We start from the raw sequence: 19,714 nt of genomic DNA on the forward strand, positions 1-19,714 counted from the left end.
CCCGGGGCAACCGACGGTAGCCGGGCGCCCGCCCCCGGCGGCCGTTGTCCACAGGCCGACCCGTGGCCCATCTCACCCCCGCGCAGCGCGGCGCACCCGCCCGCCCGGGGTAAGGTCGTCGGCGTAAGGCAGTTCCTTTAACACCGTCCAGTGAGGCGGGGAAGGAGTGGCCCGGATGAGCTCCGGCACGAGTGTGCCCGGCGGCGGTGGTGGATCCACCGTCGTGCTGGGCGAGCAGGATGTGGCGCGCGCACTGACGCGCATCGCGCACGAGATCCTGGAACGCAACAAGGGTGGCGCCGACGTCGTCGTGCTCGGCATCCCGACCCGGGGTGTTCCCCTGGCGAACCGGCTGGCCGAGCGGCTGGCGGCGGTGGAGCCCGGCGTGGAGGCGGATCGGATCGTCGGCGCGCTGGACGTGACGATGTACCGGGACGACCTGGCGCAGCACCCCACCCGCGCGATCGGGCAGACCGTCGAGCCCGCGGCGGGGGTGGACGGCAAGGTCGTGGTGCTGGTGGACGACGTGCTGTTCTCCGGCCGGACGATCCGGGCGGCGCTGGACGCGATCAACGACCTGGGGCGGCCGCGGGCGGTGCAGCTGGCGGTGCTGGTGGACCGCGGGCACCGGGAGCTGCCGATCCGCGCGGACTACGTGGGCAAGAACCTGCCGACCTCGACCTCCGAGCGGGTGCGGGTGCGGGTGGCCGAGACCGACGGGTCGGACGCCGTGGTGATCGAGGGGGGCCACTGATGCGGCACCTGCTGAGCACCGCGGACCTGGACACCGCGGCCGCGATCAGGGTCCTGGACACCGCGAGCCAGATGGCCGCGACCCAGGGCCGGCAGATCAAGAAGTTGCCGACGCTGCGCGGGCGGACGGTGGTGAACCTGTTCTTCGAGGACAGCACCCGGACCCGGATCTCGTTCGAGACCGCGGCGAAGCGGCTGAGCGCGGACGTGATCAACTTCGCGGCCAAGGGGTCGAGCGTGTCCAAGGGCGAGTCGCTGAAGGACACCGCGCTGACCCTGGAGGCGATGGGGGCGGACGCGATCGTGATCCGGCACCAGGCCTCCGGCGCCCCGCACACCCTGGCGCACGCCGGCTGGACGAACGCCGCGGTGCTGAACGCCGGTGACGGCACCCACCAGCACCCGACCCAGGCGCTGCTGGACTCGTTCACGATCCGGCGGCACCTGCGCGGCACCGCGGACAACCCGGACGGCGTGGGTGCGGACCTGTCCGGCCTGCACGTCGCGGTGGTCGGGGATGTGCTGCACTCCCGGGTCGCGCGGTCGAATGTCGACCTGCTGCACACCCTGGGCGCCCGGGTGACGCTGGTCGCGCCGCCCACCCTGCTGCCGGTCGGGATCGAGCCCTGGCCGTGCGCGGTGTCCTACCACCTGGACGAGGTGCTGGCCGAGGAGCCGGATGCGGTGATGATGCTCCGGGTGCAGCGCGAGCGGATGTCGACGGCGGGTGGCGGGTTCTTCCCGGGGCCGCTGGAGTACACCCGGTTGTACGGGCTGGACGCGCGCCGGCTGGCGATGCTGCCGGAGCACGCGATCGTGATGCACCCCGGCCCGATGAACCGCGGGCTGGAGATCAGCGCCGACGCGGCGGACTCGCCGCGGTCGGTGATCGTGGAGCAGGTGGCGAACGGGGTGGCGGTACGGATGGCGGCGCTGTATCTGCTGCTCGCGGGGGATGGCGACCTGCCCGGCACCACACCCACCACCGGCGCGATCCCCGCCCTGACCAGCCCGGAGGCCACCCGATGACGACCTACCTGCTCACCGATGCCGCGCCGCTGGGCGAGGGCCGCACCGACCTGCTGCTGGCCGACGGCGTGATCGCCGCGATGGGCGCCGACGCGCGCGCCCGGGCCGGCCAGGACGCGGTGACCATCGACGCGACCGGCCTGGTGCTGCTGCCCGGCCTGGTCGACCTGCACACCCATCTGCGCGAGCCGGGCCGGGAGGACGCCGAGACGATCGCCTCCGGCACCCGGGCGGCGGCGCTGGGCGGGTTCACCGCGGTGCACGCGATGGCGAACACCACCCCGGTGCAGGACACCGCGGGCGTGGTGGAACAGGTCTGGCGGCTGGGGCGCGAGGCGGGCTGGGTGGATGTGCACCCGGTCGGCGCGGTCAGTGTCGGGCTGGCAGGGGAGCAGCTGGCCGAGCTGGGCGCGATGGCGGATTCCGCCGCGACCGTCCGGGTGTTCTCCGACGATGGCAAATGCGTGCACGACCCGGTGCTGATGCGCCGGGCGCTGGAGTACGTGAAGGCCTTCGACGGGGTGATCGCCCAGCACGCGCAGGAACCGCGGCTGACCGAGGGCGCCCAGATGCACGAGGGCGTGGTCTCCGCGGAGATCGGCCTGCGCGGCTGGCCGGCGGTCGCCGAGGAGGCGATCATCGCCCGCGACGTGCTGCTGGCCGAGCACGTCGGTTCCCGGCTGCACGTGTGCCACCTGTCCACCGCCGGGTCGGTGGAGATCGTGCGCTGGGCGAAGTCCCGGGGGATCGACGTCACCGCCGAGGCCACCCCGCACCACCTGCTGCTGACCGACGAGCTGGCCCGCGGCTACGACCCGGTGTTCAAGGTCAACCCCCCGCTGCGCACCGAGGCGGATGTCGAGGCGGTGCGGGCCGGCCTGGCCGACGGCACGATCGACATCGTCGGCACCGACCACGCCCCGCACACCCGCGAGGACAAGGACTGCGAGTGGGCGGCCGCCGCGTTCGGCATGACCGGTCTGGAGACCGCGCTGTCGGTGGTGCAGCTGACCATGGTGGACACCGGCCGGATGACCTGGGCGGATGTTGCCCGGGTGCTGTCGCGCACGCCGTCGAGGATCGGCCGGGTGCCGGACCAGGGCCGGCCGATCGCGGTCGGTGAGCCGGCCAACCTGGTGCTGGTCGACCCGGCCGCGGTGCGGACCGTGGTGCCGGAGCAGCAGGCCACCGCCTCGGCGAACTCGCCGCTGCGGGGCCGGGAGCTGCCGGGCCGGGTGGTCGCCACCTTCCTGCGCGGCCGGGCCACCGTGCTGGACGGCACGCCCCAGGACGATCCGCGGGCGCCGCGCTACGCGGTGGGCCGCTGATGCCGCCCGCCCTGTCGGTGACCCTGCTGTGCCTGCTGGGCGCCGCGCTGCTGGTGCTGATGGTGGTCGGCTGGCGCCGCCGGGTGCGGTCCACCGCGGACGTGCCCGCCCCGGCGCCGGCTCCGGCCGATCCGGGCGAGCCGCGCACCGAAGAGCTGGCCGGCATCTACGTGTCCACCACCCGGTCCGGCGACTGGCTGGACCGGATCGCCGCCCACGGCCTGGGGGTGCGGTCGGTGGTGACCGTGCGGGTCTGGGACGCGGGCGTGGAGCTGCGACGACGAGGGGCGCCGGATGTGTTCCTGCCCCGGGCGGACCTGCTCGGCAGCGGCACCTCCGGCGGGATGGCCGGGAAGGTGGTGGGCGGTGACGGGCTCACCATCCTGACCTGGCGGAACGGGGCGCACCGGCTGGACACCGGCCTGCGACTGCGCCACCCGGCTGACGCGCTGACCCTGCGCGAGGCCGTGACGAGCTTGATCGAGCACACCGAGGAGACACGATGACGGACGCACTGCTGGTCCTGGAGGACGGGCGGACGTTCGCCGGGGAGGCCTACGGGGCCACCGGCGAGACGCTGGGCGAGATCGTCTTCAACACCGGGATGACCGGGTACCAGGAGACGCTCACCGACCCCAGTTACCACAAGCAGATCGTGGTGATGACGGCCCCGCACATCGGGAACACCGGCGTCAACGACGAGGACCCCGAGTCCGGCCGGATCTGGGTGGCGGGCTATGTGGTCCGCGACCCCGCCCGCCGGGCGTCGAACTGGCGCTCGGAGCGGTCGCTGGACGAGGAGCTGGCCGCCCAGGGCGTGGTCGGGATCAGCGGGATCGACACCCGCGCCCTGACCCGGCACCTGCGCGAGCGCGGCGTGATGCGGGCGGCGATCGTCTCCGGCGACGCGCTGCTGGACGGCTCCGGCCGCCCGCACACCACCGAGGACCTGGTGGCCCGGGTGCAGTCCTCCCCGCAGATGTCCGGCGCGGACCTGGCGGCCGAGGTCTCCACCGATGTGCCGTACGTCGTGCCGCCGGTGGGCGAGCGGGTCGCCCGGGTGGCCGCCGTGGACCTCGGCATCAAGTCGATGACCCCGGCGCGGATGGCCGAGCGCGGGATCGAGGTGCACGTGCTGCCCGCGACGTCGACCATCGACGACGTGCTGGCGGTCGCCCCGGATGGGGTGTTCTTCTCCAACGGCCCCGGCGACCCGGGCGCCGCCACCCACGAGATCGAGCTGCTGCGCGAGGTGCTGGACCGGCGGCTGCCGTTCTTCGGCATCTGCTACGGCAACCAGCTGCTCGGCCGGGCGCTGGGCTACGGCACCTACAAGCTCGGCTACGGCCACCGCGGGGTGAACCAGCCGGTGCTGGACCGCCGCACCGGCAAGGTGGAGATCACCGCGCACAATCACGGCTTCGCGGTGGACGCCCCGACCGACGGCCCCTCGCTCGCCCCGCACGACGGTGGGCGCTACGGCCGGGTCGAGGTCTCGCACATCGACCTGAACGACGACGTGGTGGAGGGGCTCAACGCGCTCGATCTGCCCGCGTTCAGCGTGCAGTACCACCCGGAGGCCGCGGCCGGCCCGCACGACGCCGGTTACCTGTTCGACCGGTTCCTCGACCTGATCCACGCCTCGCAGAACGAAGGGACGGACGCCTGATGCCGCGCCGCACCGACATCCAGTCCGTCCTGGTCATCGGCTCCGGCCCGATCGTGATCGGCCAGGCCTGCGAGTTCGACTACTCCGGCACCCAGGCCTGCCGGGTGCTGAAGGAGGAGGGCCTGCGGGTCGTCCTGGTGAACTCGAACCCGGCGACGATCATGACCGACCCGGAGTTCGCCGACGCGACCTATGTCGAGCCGATCACCACCGAGGTGCTGACCACGATCATTGCCAAGGAGCGGCCGGACGCGATCCTGCCCACCCTGGGCGGGCAGACCGCGCTGAACGCGGCGATCGCGCTGGACGAGGCCGGGGTGCTGGCCGAGTACGGCGTCGAGCTGATCGGCGCGAACATCCCGGCGATCCAGAAGGGCGAGGACCGCGAGCAGTTCAAGCAGGTGGTCGAGGTCTGCGGCGGCGAGTCCGCCCGCTCGGCGATCGTGCACACCATCGACGACGCCCTGGCCGCGGTGCAGGACCTGGGCTACCCGGTGGTCGTCCGGCCGTCCTTCACCATGGGCGGCCTGGGCTCCGGCATCGCCTACGACGAGGCCGACCTGCGCCGGATCGTGGGCCAGGGCCTGCACTACTCGCCGACCACCGAGGTGCTCTTGGAGGAGTCGATCCTCGGCTGGAAGGAGTACGAGCTCGAGCTGATGCGGGACAAGCACGACAACGTCGTGGTGGTCTGCTCGATCGAGAACGTCGACCCGGTCGGCGTGCACACCGGCGACAGCGTCACCGTCGCCCCGGCCCTGACCCTGACCGACCGCGAGTACCAGAAGCTGCGCGACATCGGCATCGCGGTGATCCGCGAGGTCGGCGTGGACACCGGCGGCTGCAACATCCAGTTCGCGGTGGACCCGCGCACCGGCCGGATCATCGTGATCGAGATGAACCCCCGGGTGTCCCGCTCCTCGGCGCTGGCGTCCAAGGCCACCGGCTTCCCGATCGCCAAGATCGCCGCCCGGCTGGCGGTCGGCTACACCCTGGACGAGATCCCGAACGACATCACCGGCTCCACCCCGGCGTCCTTCGAGCCGACCCTGGACTACGTGGTGGTCAAGGTGCCGCGGTTCGCCTTCGAGAAGTTCCCGGCCGCCGACCCGACGCTGACCACCACCATGAAGTCGGTGGGCGAGGCGATGGCGCTGGGCCGCAACTTCACCGAGGCGCTGGGCAAGGCACTGCGCTCGATCGACAAGAAGGGCACCACCTTCCACTGGGACGGGCAGCCGCTCGCCGGTGCGGAGCTGGACGCGCTGAAGGCCACCATCGGGCACCCGACCGAGCACCGGCTGGTCGACGTGCAGCAGGTGCTGCGCGCCGGGGTTGGCGTGGACGAGGTCTACGACCTGACCGGCATCGACCCGTGGTTCCTGGACCAGATCCAGCTGATGAACGAGGTCGCCGCCGCCACCGCCACGGCGAGCGAGCTCAACCGCTCGGTGCTGGCCCGGGCCAAGCGGCACGGACTGTCGGACGTCCAGATCGCCGCCCTGCGCGGGATCAGCGAGGACGTGGTGCGCGAGGTGCGGCACGCGCTGGGCCTGCGGCCGGTGTTCAAGACCGTCGACACCTGTGCCGCCGAGTTCGCCGCCCGGACGCCGTACCACTACTCCTCCTACGACGAGGAGACCGAGGTCGCCCCGCGCGAGCGCCCGGCGGTGCTGATCCTGGGCTCCGGCCCGAACCGGATCGGGCAGGGGATCGAGTTCGACTACTCCTGCGTGCACGCCACCCTGGCGCTCAAGGGCGAGTTCGAGACCGTGATGGTCAACTGCAACCCGGAGACGGTGTCCACCGACTACGACACCGCCGACCGGCTGTACTTCGAGCCGCTGACCTTCGAGGACGTGCTGGAGGTCTACGAGGCCGAGCTCGCCGCGGGCCCGGTGGCCGGCATCATCGTCCAGCTCGGCGGCCAGACCCCGCTGTCCCTGGCGCAGCGGCTGGCCGACGCCGGGCTGCCGATCCTGGGCACCAGCCCGGAGGCGATCGACGCCGCCGAGGACCGCGGGGTGTTCGGCGGGGTGCTGGCCGAGGCCGGACTGCCCGCCCCGGCCTACGGCACCGCGACCAGCCTGGCCGCCGCCAAGGCCACCGCCGAGCGGATCGGCTACCCGGTGCTGGTGCGCCCGTCCTACGTCCTGGGCGGCCGCGGGATGGAGATCGTCTACTCCGCCGACCAGCTGACCGAGTACGTCGAGCGGGCGCTGGCCGACGCCAGCCAGTCCGGCCGGGCGCACCTGCCGCCGCTGCTGATCGACCGGTTCCTGGACGATGCAATCGAGATCGACGTGGACGCGCTGTACGACGGAACCGAGCTGTTCCTCGGCGGCGTGATGGAGCACATCGAGGAGGCCGGGATCCACTCCGGCGACTCGGCCTGCGTGCTGCCGCCGATCACGCTGTCCGCCGCCGAGCTGGAGCGGATCCGGGTGTCCACCGAGGCGATCGCACAGGGCGTGGGGGTGCGCGGGCTGATCAACATCCAGTTCGCGCTGGCCTCGGACGTGCTCTACGTGCTGGAGGCGAACCCGCGGGCCTCGCGCACCGTGCCCTTCGTGTCCAAGGCGACCGGCGTGCCGCTGGCCAAGGCCGCTGCGTTGGTGATGACCGGCTCCTCGATCGCCGACCTGCGGGCCTCCGGCGTGCTGCCGGCCACCGACGCCCGGGTGATCGACCTGGACGCGCCGATCGCGGTGAAGGAGGCCGTGCTGCCGTTCAAGCGGTTCCGCACCGCCGACGGCACCGCGGTGGACACGGTGCTCGGCCCGGAGATGCGCTCCACTGGTGAGGTGATGGGCTTCGACTCCGACTTCCCGACCGCCTTCGCCAAGTCGCAGGCGGCGTCCTTCGGCGGGCTGCCGGAGTCCGGCACGGTGTTCATCTCGGTCGCGGACCGGGACAAGCGCTCGATCGTGTTCCCGGTGAAGCGGCTGTCCGAGCTGGGCTTCCGGATCCTGGCGACCGAGGGGACCGCGGCGGTGCTCAAGCGCAGCGGCATCCGCTCGACCGTGGTGCGCAAGCACTCGGCCGGCCGTGGACCGGCGGGGGAGCCGACCATCGTGGACCTGATCGCCGCGGGCGACGTCGACATGGTGGTGAACACCCCCTCCGGCCAGGGCGCCCGCGCCGACGGCTATGAGATCCGCGCCGCCACCACCGCCGCCGACAAGGCGATCGTCACCACCGTGCAGCAGCTGTCGGCCGCGGTGCAGGCGATCGAGGCCGCCCGGTCCGGGCCGTTTGCGGTCGCCTCGCTGCAGGAGCACGACGCCGCCCGGCTGGCCGCCCGGTGACCGCCTTCGGTGCCCGGCTGGCCGGGGCGATGGACGCGCACGGCCCGCTGTGCGTGGGCATCGACCCGCACGCCGCGCTGCTGGCGGACTGGGGGCTGACCGATGACGCGCAGGGGCTGCGCCGGTTCGCGCTGACCGTGATGGAGGCGGTGGCGGGCCGGGTTGCCGCGGTGAAGCCGCAGAGCGCGTTCTTCGAGCGCCACGGGTCGGCCGGGCTGGCGGTGTTGGAGGAGGTGGTCGCCGCCGGCCGGGAGACCGGCACCCTGGTGATCGTCGACGCCAAGCGCGGGGACATCGGATCGACGATGGGCGCGTACGCGGACGCCTTCCTGCGGGACGGGTCGCCGCTGGCCGGGGACGCGCTGACCGTGTCGCCCTTCCTCGGCTTCGGCTCGCTCACTCCCGCGGTGCGGGCGGCCGCCGCGAGTGGGCGGGGCCTGTTCGTGCTGGCGCTGACCTCGAACCCGGAGGGTGCGGCGGTCCAGCATGCCCGGGACGCCGGGGGAGTCGCGGTGGCCGACCGGATCGCCCGGGAGGCGGCGGCGCTGAACGGCGAGGAGATCGCCGGCTCCGGTGCCCGGTTGGGCTCGGTGGGCCTGGTGGTCGGGGCGACCACCGGCGATGCGGCCGCACGGCTCGGGGTCGACCTGGCCGCGGTGCGTGGGCCGCTGCTGGCCCCGGGGGTCGGCGCGCAGGGCGCCGGGCCGGCGGAGCTCGCGGCGGTCTTCGGGCCGGCACGGGCGTCGGTGCTGGCCTCGTCCTCGCGCGGGGTGCTGAAGGCCGGACCCGCCGTCGCCGACCTGCGCCGGGCGGCCGAGCTGGCCGCCGCCGAGGCGTCCCGGGCACTGCGGGACTGAGGACCCGGTGGTGCGGGGGCGGTCCGGACGGGCCGCCCCCGCACCATTCCGGTGCCGTCGCGGGGGCCGTCCGGAGCCGTTCGCGCCCCGCAGCCGTGTCGTCCCGACGGTGGCGCACCGGCCTCACCTGCGCAGGCGCGCCGGAATCGCCGGAGCGCCGTGACGTGCCACACCGCGATTTGCGTGCCACTATCGACCGATGAGGCCGTCCGGCGCCGCCCGGTCGGGGGTGAACGACCGGTCTCATGCGTTGTCCCGCAGACCAGCGATGAGAAGGTGACTGACGTGGCACTTCCGACTCTCACTCCCGAGCAGCGCGCCGCAGCCCTCGAGAAGGCAGCGGCGGCCCGCCAGGCCCGCGCCGAAGTGAAGAACAAGCTGAAGTACTCCCAGGGCAAGCTCTCCGACGTGATCGCCCAGGGCCAGAAGGACGAGGTCATCGGCAAGCTCAAGGTGCTCGCCCTGCTCGAATCGCTCCCCGGAGTCGGTAAGGTCAAGGCACGCCAGATCATCTCCGAGATCGGGATCTCGGAGACCCGGCGGGTGCGCGGCCTCGGCCCGCACCAGGTGAAGGCCCTGGTCGACCGCTTCGGGTGAGTCGTCGCGGCGCCGGATCCCCCATCAGCGCCGCACGAACCAGGAGCACCCGATGACCCGACCCCCCGCCCGGCTGACCGTCCTGGCCGGACCGACGGCGGTGGGTAAGGGCACCGTCTCCGCCGACCTGCGGGCCCGTTACCCGCAGGTGTGGCTGTCGGTCTCCGCGACGACGCGCAGCCCGCGGCCGGGGGAGGTGGACGGGGTGCACTACCACTTCGTGTCGCCCGAGGAGTTCGACGCCATGGAGGCCAGTGGCGAGATGCTGGAGACGGCGCTCGTCCACGGCCGCAACCGTTACGGCACCCCCCGGCGGCCGGTCGAGGAACGACTGGCCGCCGGGGAGCCAGCGCTGCTGGAGATCGACCTGCAGGGCGCCCGGAAGGTCCGCGAGACGATGCCGGACGCCCAGTTCGTGTTCCTGGCACCGCCGTCCTTCGAGGAACTGGTGCGCCGCCTGGTCGGCCGCGGCACCGAGGACGCCGAGGAGCGTGAGCGCCGGCTCGCCACCGCCCGGGTGGAGTTGGCGGCCGAGTCCGAGTTCGATCATGTGATCGTCAATGACGACGTGCACCGTGCCACCGACGAGCTGGTGTCCCTGATGGGGCTGCCGCTTGCGCCGACCGAGTAGACTGTTCGGCGAATCCTGCTTCGATTGTTGGGGAGAACCGTGTCCGGAACCGTCGCCGAGCCCATCGGCATCACCGACCCGCCGATCGACCGCCTGCTGGAGCGTTCCGACTCCAAGTACGCGCTGGTCATCTACTCGGCCAAGCGGGCGCGGCAGATCAATGCCTACTACGCCCAGCTGAACGAGGGTCTGCTCGAGTACGTCGGCCCGCTGGTGGAGACCCGCCCGCAGGAGAAGCCGCTGTCCATCGCCATGCGCGAGATCGACGCCGGCCTGCTGACCGCGCAGCACCCCGAGGACTGAAAGCTCCCGGAATGCGCATCGTCCTCGGTGTGGCCGGGGGGATCGCGGCCTACAAGGCTGCCCTGATCCTCCGCCTGCTCACCGAGTCCGGTCATGACGTCCGCGTCGTCCCGACCCGTGCCGCCCTCGAGTTCGTGGGCCGTGCCACCTGGGAGGCCCTGTCCGGGCACCCGGTGAGCACCGAGGTGTTCGAGGACGTCGCGGACGTTCCGCATGTCCGGCTCGGTCGCGAGGCCGAGTTGGTGATCGTCGCCCCCGCCACCGCGGACCTGCTGGCCCGCGCCACCCACGGCCGCGCCGACGACCTGCTCACGGCAACCCTGCTGACTGCCACCTGCCCGGTGGTGATGGCCCCGGCGATGCACACCGAGATGTGGCAGCACCCGGCCACCCGGGCCAACGTCGCCACCCTGCGCGAGCGCGGGGTGCACGTGATCGAGCCGGACTCGGGCCGGTTGACCGGTGCCGACACCGGACCCGGGCGACTGCCCGAGCCGGAGGCGATCGTCGCGGCCGCGCTGGCCGCCGCGGCGGGTCACCGGCGGGATCTGGCCGGTCGACGGGTGGTGATCTCCGCCGGGGGCACCCGTGAGCCGCTGGACCCGGTGCGCTTCCTGGGCAACCGGTCCTCCGGCAAGCAGGGCGTGGCGCTGGCCCGGGCCGCCTGGGCCCGCGGCGCCGACGTGGTGCTGGTCGGCGCCAACCTGGCCGTGCCCGCCCCGGCCGGGGTGCGCACGGTCCCGGTGGGCTCCGCCGCCGAGCTGCGGGACGCGGTGCGCGCCGAGGCGGCCGGCGCCGACGTGGTGGTGATGGCCGCCGCGGTCGCCGACTTCCGGCCCGCCACCGGCGCCACGCACAAGATCAAGAAGCAGCCGGACGGCACTGTCCCGCCGCTGGAGCTGGTGCAGAACCCGGACATCCTGGCCGAGCTGGCCGCGGACCGGCCGCGTGCCGGGCAGGTGGTGGTCGGCTTCGCTGCCGAGACCGGGGACGCCGAGGGCGATGTGCTGCATCACGGCCGTCAGAAGGCCCGGCGCAAGGGTGCCGACCTGCTCGCGGTGAACGCGGTGGGCGACGGGGTGGGCTTCGGCACCGCGGAGAACACGGTCACCCTGCTGGACGGTTCCGGGGCCGAGGTGGGCGCCGCGTCGGGCAGCAAGGACGTGGTCGCGCACGCGATCTGGGACGCGGTGGTGGCCCGGCTCGATCGGGTCTGATCCGTCCACAGGGCGGGATGTGGCACTGACCTGGGGAGGACAGCAGACGCGGGTCGGTGCTGCCGGTTAGCCTGTCGCCCATGACCGAAGCCGCGATGCGCCTGTTCACCTCCGAGTCCGTGACCGAGGGACACCCGGACAAGATCTGCGACCAGATCTCCGACGCCATCCTGGACGCGATGCTGGAACAGGATCCCGGCGCCCGGGTCGCGGTGGAGACCATGGTCACCACCGGCCTGGTGCACGTCGCCGGAGAGGTCACCACCAGCGCCTACGTGGAGATCCCGCAGATCATCCGGGACGTGGTGCGCGGCATCGGCTACACCTCCTCCGACATCGGCTTCGACGGAGACTCCTGCGGGGTCTCGGTCTCGATCGGCCAGCAGTCGCCGGACATCGCGCAGGGCGTGGACAAGGCGCTGGAGGCCCGCCAGGACGCCGGGGACGTCGACCCGCTGGACCTGCAGGGCGCCGGCGACCAGGGCCTGATGTTCGGCTACGCCAGCGACGACACCCCGAGCCTGCTCCCGCTGCCGATCTGGCTGTCCCACCGGCTGGCCGAGCGCCTGACCCAGGTGCGCAAGGAGGGGATCGTCCCCGGCCTGCGCCCGGACGGGAAGACCCAGGTCACGGTGGCCTACGACGGCGACCGTGCGGTCAAGATCGACACCATCGTGCTGTCCACCCAGCACGACCCCGACGTGCGGCTGGAGGACCAGCTCGCCCCGGCGATCGCCGAGCACGTGGTGAAGTACGTGCTGGACGCGGCCGGGCTCGACCTGGACACCTCCGACTTCCGGCTGCTGATCAACCCGACCGGCACCTTCGTGGTGGGCGGCCCGCAGGGTGATGCCGGACTGACCGGGCGCAAGATCATCGTGGACACCTACGGCGGGATGGCCCGGCACGGTGGCGGCGCCTTCTCCGGCAAGGACCCGTCGAAGGTGGACCGCTCCGCGGCCTACGCGATGCGCTGGGTCGCCAAGAACGTGGTCGCCGCCGGGCTGGCCAAGCGGTGCGAGGTGCAGGTCGCCTACGCGATCGGCAAGGCGCACCCGGTCGGCCTCTACGTGGAGACCTTCGGCACCGGCACCGTCCCGGACGAGCAGCTCACCGCCGCGATCCGGAAGGTCTTCGACCTGCGCCCAGCCGCGATCATCCGCGACCTGGACCTGCTGCGCCCGGTCTACCGCCGCACCGCCGCCTACGGTCACTTCGGCCGGGACATCGAGGGCTTCACCTGGGAGCGCACCGACCGGGTGGACGCGCTGCGCGCGGCGATCGGCTGACCGGGCGGCAACGCGGGGGACACGGCAGCACAGCGGAGGGCGACGGCCAGAACGGAGCACGGGTCGGTGAGTGAGCAGCCCCGGGAACAACCCCGGGTGGAGCAGCCGACCCTCGCCGGGCTGTCCGTGCCGCGCACCCGCCGCCGTCCGCGGGCCCGGGACGTCGAGGTCGAGCCCGCCGCCGAGCTGCCGGTGGCGCGGGTGGCGGTGGAGCTCTCACCCGCGCACCTGGACCGCAGCTTCGAGTACCTGGTGCCGGCCACGCTGGACGCCAAGGCGGTGCCCGGCGCCCGGGTGAAGGTCCGGTTCGGTGGCCAGGACGTCGACGGCTACCTCATCGAGCGGGTCGCCGAGCCCGAGCACGACGGCGCCCTGGTGCCGCTGCGCCGGGTGGTGTCCGCCGAGCCGGTGCTCACCCCGGCGGTGGCCGCACTGTCCCGGGCGGTCGCCGACCACTACGCGGGCACCCTGCCCGACGTGCTCCGGCTGGCGATCCCGCCCCGGCACGCCCGCACCGAGGGGGAGGTCCCGGCGGCGGGGACGGAGCCCGCCGGCGCCCCGCCCCAGCTGTCCGCGCGGGCCTGGACGCCCTACCGCGGTGGCCCGGCCTTCCTCAGCCATCTGTCCGCCGGGGGGTCGCCGCGCGCGGCCTGGGTCGCCCTGCCCGGACCTGCCGGTGAGCGCTGGCCGGACGCCGTCGCCGAGGCCGTGGCGGCGACGCTGGTCGGCGGACGGGGCGCGCTGGTGGTGGTGCCGGACGCCCGGGACGTCGACCGGGTGTGCGCCGCGCTGGTCGAGGCGGGCATCCCGGCCTGGGAGCCCGGTCAGCCGGACAGCAGCCATGTCCGGCTGATGGCCGACGAGGGCCCGTCCCGCCGGTACCGCGCGTTCCTTGCGGTGCTGCGCGGACTGGCCCGGGTGGTGGTCGGCACCCGGGCGGCGGCCTTCGCCCCGGTGCGGGACCTCGGGCTGGCGGTCTGCTGGGACGACGGCGACGATCTGCACGCCGAACCGCGAGCGCCCTACCCGCACGTGCGTGAGGTGCTGGCCCTGCGCGCCGAGCTGGAGGACACCGGCTTGCTGCTGGCCGCCCACGCCCGCTCGGTGGAGACCCAGGCGCTGGTCGCCTCCGGCTGGGTCCGCGAGGTCGCGGCCGACCGGGCCGAGGTCCGGCGCCGCACTCCGCGGGTCCGGGCGCTGACCAGTGTGGAACTCGCCCGTGAGGGCCCCGCCGCTGCGGCCCGGCTGCCCGGGCCGGCCTGGCGCACGATCCGCGAGCGCCTGGCCGACGGTCCGGTGCTGGTGCAGGTCCCGCGCGCCGGGTACCTGCCCGCGGTGGCCTGCGCCCGCTGCCGGGCGATCGCCCGGTGCACCGCCTGCCACGGCCCGCTGCAACTCGGCTCGGCGCAGGCGACCGCGCAGTGCGGGTGGTGCGGCCGGCTGGCGACCGACTGGCGGTGCGACGCCTGCGGGCACGGGGCGTTCCGCTCGGTGTCGGTGGGGTCGGACCGGACCGCGGAGGAGTTGGGCCGGGCGTTCCCGGGGGTGACCGTGCGGACCTCCGGCGCGCGCTCGGCCACCGGCGTGCTCGCCGAGGTGCCGGACCGCCCCGCGCTGGTGGTGTGCACCATCGGGGCCGAGCCGGTCGCGGTCGGCGGGTACGCGGCCGCCGTGCTGTTGGACGCCGGGGTGAGCACCGGGTCGACCTCGCTGCGCGCCACCGAGGAGGCGCTGCGCCGGTGGCTGGCCGCGGCGGCGCTGGTCCGCAGCGGGGGCGACGGCGGGCAGGTGCTGCTGGTCGGCGACGGTGCGGAGCGGCCCACCCAGGCGCTGGTGCGCTGGGACCCGGCCGGTCTGGCCGAGCGGGAACTGGCCGAGCGGGCCGAGGTCGGGCTGCCGCCGGCGGTCCGGGTGGCGGAGCTGGTCGGCGAGCGGGGGGCGGTGCGCCAGGTGCTCGACCGGGTGCCGCTGCCCGCCGGTGGTGACGTGCTCGGACCGGTGCCGGTGCAGGAGCCGGAACCCGCCGCCGGTCCGGTGCAGCTCACCCTGGCCGGTTCGGAGGACGAGGTGGTGGTCCGCGCGCTGGTCCGGGTACCGGTCACGGCCGGCCGGGAGCTGGCCCGGGCCCTGGGGGCGTCCTTGGCGGTGCGCAGTGCGCGGCGTGAACCCGGCGGTGTCCGGGTCCGGCTCGATCCACGGGAGATGCTGTGACGGCGGTGGTCTTCGACCTCGGCAACGTGCTGGTCGGCTGGGACGCCCGGGCCGCGTTCGCCGGGCACTACCCCGAGGCGCAGGTGTCGGCGTTCTTCGAGGCGGTCGACTTCCCGGCGCTGAACCTGGCGCAGGATGCCGGACGGCCGTGGTCGGTGGCCCGCGACACGATCGCCGACCCGGCGCACCGGGCGATGCTCGATCACTACCTGGCGCACTTTGACGCCGCGCTGACCGGGCCGGTGCCGGGATCGGCGCAGATCGTGACCGAGTTGGTCGACGCCGGGGTGCCGGTCTTCGGGCTGACCAACTGGTCGGCGGAGACGTACCACCACGCGGTGCCCGCCGCGCCGGCGATCGGGCTGCTCGCCGACGTGCTGGTGTCCGGCAGGGAGGGACTGGTGAAGCCGGATCCGCGGATCTTCCGGCTGGCGGCGGAGCGGTTCGGCGTGGACCCGGCCGGGACGGTGTTCGTGGACGACAGCCCGGCGAACGTGGCGGCTGCGAGCGCGCAGGGGTTCGACGGGCTGCTGTTCACCGGGGCGAGGGACCTGCGGGCGGCGCTGGTGCAACGGGGCGTGCTGCCGCGGCGGTGAGCCGGGTCGACCGGGCCGCAGTGTGGGGCTGGGCGGGCTGCGGGGGCGGCGAGCCGGGTGGACCGGGCCGCAGTGTGGGGCCGGCCGGGTTGCGGGGGCGGTCGACGGTCGGGCGTGGCTGGGCGCCGTGCGGCGCCGGCCGGGGAGATGTGCGGCCTCGCCATGCTGCGCGCGCGTCATCCACGCCGAGAGTGCACGAATGCAGCTCTCCCAGCTCTGGAGGCGTGCATTCGTGCACTCTCGGCGTGCGCGTGGGCCGGGAAGCCCGGGTGGCGCTGCGCTCCGGTCACGCCGGGGCTCGGTCCGCCCTAGGATCGACCGGTGCGCCTGATCTTCGCCGGAACGCCCGCGGTGGCGCTCCCGTCCCTGGAAGCCCTGCTCGCCTCGCGGCACGAGGTGGTCGCCGTGCTGACCCGCCCGGCTGCCCGTGCCGGACGGGGCCGGTCGCTGCGACCGAGCCCGGTGGCCGAGCGCGCCGCCGCGGAGGGGATCGAGGTGCTCACCCCGGTCAGCCCGCGGGACCTGGACTTCCAGGCCCGGCTGCGCGAGCTCGCACCGGATGCGGTGCCGGTGGTGGCCTATGGCGCACTGGTGCCGGCCGAGTTGCTGGACCTGCCGACCCACGGCTGGATCAACCTGCATTTCTCGGTGCTGCCGGCCTGGCGTGGGGCGGCGCCGGTGCAGCACGCCGTGATGGCCGGGGACGAGGTCACCGGAGCCAGCACCTTCCTGCTGGAGAAGGGCCTGGACACCGGGCCGGTGTTCGGCACCCTGACCGAGACGATCCGGCCCCGGGATACCGCGGGCGATCTGCTCGGGCGGTTGTCGGTGGCCGGCGCCGAGCTGCTGGTGCGCACCCTGGACGCGCTGGAGGAGGGCATCCTCACCCCGGTGCCGCAGCCGGGTGACGGGATCAGCCTGGCGCCGAGCCTGTCGGTCGAGGACGCCCGGGTGCGCTGGACCCATCCGGCGCAGGCGGTGGACCGGCGGATCCGCGGCTGCACCCCGGCCCCCGGGGCGTGGACCAGCCTGCCGGACGGCACCCGGCTCGGGCTCGGACCGGTCACCCCGGTGCCGGAGGTCACCGATCTGGCCCCGGGCGAGCTGCAGGCCGGGCGCAAGGAGGTGCTGGTCGGCACCGCCAGCCACGCGGTCCGGCTCGGGGAGGTGCGGCCGGCGGGCAAGAAGGCGATGAACGCGGCGGACTGGGCGCGCGGTGCCCGGCTGCCGGAGTCGGTGCTGCTCGGGGCGGCGGAGAACGCCGACGGTGCCGCCGGTTCCGGTGAGGCGGCGGGCGTGGAGGCCCAGGCGTGAGCGGTGCGAGCGGCCGGGACGGACGCTCGGGTGGGCGTGGCCCTGGGCACGGGTCGGGCGCGCAGGGCGACGGTGGTCGTGCCGGGCGCTCAGGTGGGCGCGGCACGGGCGGCGGGAACGGTTCGGGCACGCGGGGCGGCGGGAACGGTTCGGGCACGCGGGGCGACGGCACCGGGCGTCCGGGCGCGGGCCGGCAGGAGCGGGGCGCGTCGGGTGGCCGTCGTGGGCCTCGCCAGTACACCGCCGCCGCGCCCTCGCAGCGCCGCCGGAGCACCGACCCGGCCCGGGCCGCCGCCTTCGACGTGCTGCGGACGGTGGAGGACTCGGACGCCTACGCCAACCTGATCCTGCCGCCGCTGCTGCGCGAGCGCGGGATCACCGGCCGGGACGCAGGTTTCGCCACCGAACTGGCCTACGGCACCCTGCGGCTGCGTGGACGCTACGACGCGGTGATCGAGCAGGCCGCGGGCCGCGCCGTGACCGCCATCGACCCGCCGGTGCTGGACGCGCTGCGGTTGGGCGCGCACCAGGTGCTCGGGATGCGGGTGCCACCGCACGCGGCCGCCTCGGAGACGGTGGGCCTGGTGCGGGAGCGGTCCGGTGCGGGGGCGGCCCAGTTCGCCAACGCGGTGATGCGCCGGATCACCGAGCGCGGGCTGGACGAGTGGCTGGAGCTGATCGCCGACGCCGCCGGGCCGGAGCAGGTGGACCGGCTGTCGGTGACCGAGTCGCACCCGGCCTGGGTGACCCGGGCGCTGCGTGAGGCGCTGCTCGGGCACGGCCGCTCGGCCGACGAACTGCCCGCCCTGCTGGCCGCCGACAACGCGGCGCCGCGAGTGTCGCTGGTCGCCCGGCCGGGCCTGGCGGAGCGGGAGGAGCTGCTGGCCCAGGCCGGATCGGGGGCGGAGCCGGGCCGGTGGGCGCCGACCGCGGTCACCCTGGCCGGCGGCGATCCGGCGGGGCTGCGGCTGATCCGCTCCGGCCGGGCGGGGGTGCAGGACGAGGGCAGTCAGCTGGTCGCCCTGGCCCTGGCGGAGGCCGAGCTGGACGGCCCGGACGGCCGCTGGTTGGACCTGTGCGCCGGTCCGGGCGGCAAGGCGGCGCTGCTGGCGTCGATCGCGGCCACCCGGGACGCCCGGCTGGTCGCCAACGAGGTGCAGCCGCACCGGGCGCGGTTGGTCCGCCAGGCGCTGGCCGCGGTGCCGGACGGTGCGGTCGAGGAGGTGCGCACCGGCGACGGACGCGACATCGGCGCGAACGAGCCCGGGGCCTACGACCGGGTGCTGCTGGACGCGCCGTGCACCGGGCTGGGTGCGCTGCGCCGCCGCCCGGAGTCGCGCTGGCGGCGGACCCCGGCGGATCTGGCGGCGCTGACCGCGTTGCAGCGTGAGCTGCTGGCCAGCGCGTTGCGGGCGGTCCGGGTCGGCGGCGTGGTCGGGTATGTCACCTGCTCGCCGGTGCTGGCCGAGACCACGCTGGCGGTGCTGGACGCGGTGCGGGCGGCCCGCAAGGCGGGAATCGAGACCGAGACCCTGGACGCCCCGGCCGTGCTGCACTGGATCGCCCCGGACCTGGACCTGCCGCCGCGACCGGACGCCCAGCTCTGGCCGCACGTGCACGGCACGGACGCGATGCACCTGACCCTGCTGCGCCGGCTGACCTGAGCGGGTCCGGGGGCGGCTCGCTACCCTGAACGGGTGCGCGCTCTGATCAGCCCCAGCATCCTGTCCGCCGACTTCACCAACCTCGAGCGGGACCTGCACCGGATCGCCCGTGCGGACTACGCGCACGTGGACGTGATGGACAACCACTTCGTGCCGAACCTGACCATCGGGCTGCCGGTGGTCAAGCGGATCGCCGAGGTGTCGCCGGTGCCGATCGACGTGCACCTGATGATCGAGGACGCTGACCGGTGGGCGATCGAGTACGCCCAGGCCGGTGCCGCGTCGGTCACCTTCCACGCCGAGGCCGCCCAGGCGCCGGTGAAGCTGGCCCGGGAACTGCGGGCCGCCGGGGTGCGGGCGTCGATCGCGCTGCGGCCGGCCACCCCGGTGGAGCCGCTGCTGGACCTGCTGGACGAGTTCGACATGGTGCTGGTGATGACTGTCGAGCCCGGCTTCGGCGGCCAGAAGTTCATCGACGGGACGCTGCCCAAGGTCCGGCGCCTGCGGTCGGCGATCGAGGAGCGGGGCCTGGACACCTGGATCCAGGTGGACGGTGGGGTCTCCCGGTCCACGGTGGCCACGGTGGCGGCGGCGGGGGCGAACATGCTGGTCGCCGGCTCGGCGGTGTACGGCGCCGACGACATCGCGGCCGAGATTGACACCCTGCGGTCGATGGCCGACGAGGCGCTGTCCGCGCGCTGAGCGGCCGGATGTACCGTCCGGAACAGACCGTGTGGCACCATGGTGCCCAGATCGAACAGCACGTGCTCCGGGGTCGGTGAAATTCCGAGCCGGCGGTGATAGTCCGCGACCCGCGGCGGTCCGAGGCAACTCGGGACGGCGCGGTTGATCCGGTGGAATTCCGGGACCGACGGTCAAAGTCCGGATGGGAGGAGTCGTGCCGGTGCGCACCCCTCGGGGTGCGTGCCGGGGCTGCGCACACCCACG

The 19,714-nt window shown here is 74.2% G+C and carries 17 protein-coding genes and 1 riboswitch; all 17 genes read left to right on the forward strand.

The genetic code is table 11. From position 1 onward, the window contains the following. The first annotated feature begins 175 nt into the window (after positions 1-175). Positions 176-754, forward strand: a complete 579-nt coding sequence (gene pyrR, locus HGA03_RS04315; RefSeq protein WP_168629013.1) for a bifunctional pyr operon transcriptional regulator/uracil phosphoribosyltransferase PyrR — start codon at positions 176-178, stop codon at positions 752-754. Next, positions 754-1,782: an aspartate carbamoyltransferase catalytic subunit gene (locus tag HGA03_RS04320; protein WP_203767083.1), complete on the forward strand. Its 1,029-nt coding sequence runs from the start codon at positions 754-756 to the stop codon at positions 1,780-1,782. The genes pyrR and HGA03_RS04320 overlap by 1 nt, the downstream gene beginning before the upstream one ends. Further along, on the forward strand, positions 1,779-3,110 hold the full coding sequence (locus tag HGA03_RS04325) for a dihydroorotase (RefSeq protein WP_168629014.1): 1,332 nt from the start codon (positions 1,779-1,781) through the stop codon (positions 3,108-3,110). Before HGA03_RS04320 ends, HGA03_RS04325 begins: the two co-directional genes overlap by 4 nt. Further along, positions 3,110-3,616 (forward strand): PH-like domain-containing protein, encoded by a 507-nt coding sequence (locus HGA03_RS04330; RefSeq protein WP_168629015.1) that lies wholly within the window; start codon positions 3,110-3,112, stop codon positions 3,614-3,616. Before HGA03_RS04325 ends, HGA03_RS04330 begins: the two co-directional genes overlap by 1 nt. Continuing rightward, the gene (gene carA, locus HGA03_RS04335) at positions 3,613-4,779 is read left to right on the forward strand and encodes a glutamine-hydrolyzing carbamoyl-phosphate synthase small subunit (RefSeq protein WP_168629016.1); all 1,167 of its coding nucleotides are present in this window, start codon (positions 3,613-3,615) and stop codon (positions 4,777-4,779) included. Before HGA03_RS04330 ends, carA begins: the two co-directional genes overlap by 4 nt. Further along, positions 4,779-8,087, forward strand: a complete 3,309-nt coding sequence (gene carB / locus HGA03_RS04340) for a carbamoyl-phosphate synthase large subunit (protein ID WP_168629017.1) — start codon at positions 4,779-4,781, stop codon at positions 8,085-8,087. Before carA ends, carB begins: the two co-directional genes overlap by 1 nt. Beyond that, positions 8,084-8,944 (forward strand): orotidine-5'-phosphate decarboxylase, encoded by an 861-nt coding sequence (pyrF, locus tag HGA03_RS04345; RefSeq protein ID WP_275407567.1) that lies wholly within the window; start codon positions 8,084-8,086, stop codon positions 8,942-8,944. The genes carB and pyrF overlap by 4 nt, the downstream gene beginning before the upstream one ends. Before the next feature lie 285 nt (positions 8,945-9,229). Further along, on the forward strand, positions 9,230-9,541 hold the full coding sequence (gene mihF, locus HGA03_RS04350) for an integration host factor, actinobacterial type (RefSeq protein ID WP_168629018.1): 312 nt from the start codon (positions 9,230-9,232) through the stop codon (positions 9,539-9,541). A 52-nt stretch (positions 9,542-9,593) separates the two neighbouring features. After that, positions 9,594-10,172, forward strand: a complete 579-nt coding sequence (gene gmk, locus HGA03_RS04355; protein ID WP_168629019.1) for a guanylate kinase — start codon at positions 9,594-9,596, stop codon at positions 10,170-10,172. Between the two features lie 39 nt (positions 10,173-10,211). Then, the gene (gene rpoZ, locus HGA03_RS04360; RefSeq protein ID WP_168629020.1) at positions 10,212-10,475 is read left to right on the forward strand and encodes a DNA-directed RNA polymerase subunit omega; all 264 of its coding nucleotides are present in this window, start codon (positions 10,212-10,214) and stop codon (positions 10,473-10,475) included. A gap of 11 nt (positions 10,476-10,486) precedes the next feature. Next, positions 10,487-11,692 (forward strand): bifunctional phosphopantothenoylcysteine decarboxylase/phosphopantothenate--cysteine ligase CoaBC, encoded by a 1,206-nt coding sequence (coaBC, locus tag HGA03_RS04365; RefSeq protein ID WP_168629021.1) that lies wholly within the window; start codon positions 10,487-10,489, stop codon positions 11,690-11,692. Positions 11,693-11,772: 80 nt separating this feature from the next. Beyond that, a complete protein-coding gene (gene metK / locus HGA03_RS04370) occupies positions 11,773-12,981 on the forward strand; it encodes a methionine adenosyltransferase (RefSeq protein WP_203767081.1) in 1,209 nt (402 codons plus the stop codon). Between the two features lie 66 nt (positions 12,982-13,047). After that, entirely contained in the window at positions 13,048-15,192 is a 2,145-nt protein-coding gene (locus tag HGA03_RS04375) for a primosomal protein N' (protein ID WP_239073449.1), read from the forward strand. After that, on the forward strand, positions 15,189-15,788 hold the full coding sequence (locus HGA03_RS04380; RefSeq protein WP_168629022.1) for an HAD family hydrolase: 600 nt from the start codon (positions 15,189-15,191) through the stop codon (positions 15,786-15,788). Before HGA03_RS04375 ends, HGA03_RS04380 begins: the two co-directional genes overlap by 4 nt. A 321-nt stretch (positions 15,789-16,109) precedes the next feature. Continuing rightward, positions 16,110-17,102, forward strand: coding sequence for a methionyl-tRNA formyltransferase (fmt, locus tag HGA03_RS04385; RefSeq protein WP_168629023.1), 993 nt, complete (start codon positions 16,110-16,112; stop codon positions 17,100-17,102). After that, complete coding sequence (locus tag HGA03_RS04390) at positions 17,099-18,766, forward strand: RsmB/NOP family class I SAM-dependent RNA methyltransferase (RefSeq protein WP_168629024.1); 1,668 nt, start codon at positions 17,099-17,101, stop codon at positions 18,764-18,766. Before fmt ends, HGA03_RS04390 begins: the two co-directional genes overlap by 4 nt. 33 nt (positions 18,767-18,799) lie before the next feature. Then, positions 18,800-19,468, forward strand: a complete 669-nt coding sequence (gene rpe, locus HGA03_RS04395) for a ribulose-phosphate 3-epimerase (RefSeq protein ID WP_168629025.1) — start codon at positions 18,800-18,802, stop codon at positions 19,466-19,468. Positions 19,469-19,527: 59 nt separating this feature from the next. Continuing rightward, a riboswitch (FMN riboswitch) is annotated at positions 19,528-19,667 on the forward strand. Positions 19,668-19,714: the final 47 nt, after the last annotated feature.

The organism is Cellulomonas denverensis (assembly GCF_012396125.1).
In the GTDB taxonomy this organism is placed as follows: domain Bacteria; phylum Actinomycetota; class Actinomycetes; order Actinomycetales; family Cellulomonadaceae; genus Cellulomonas; species Cellulomonas denverensis.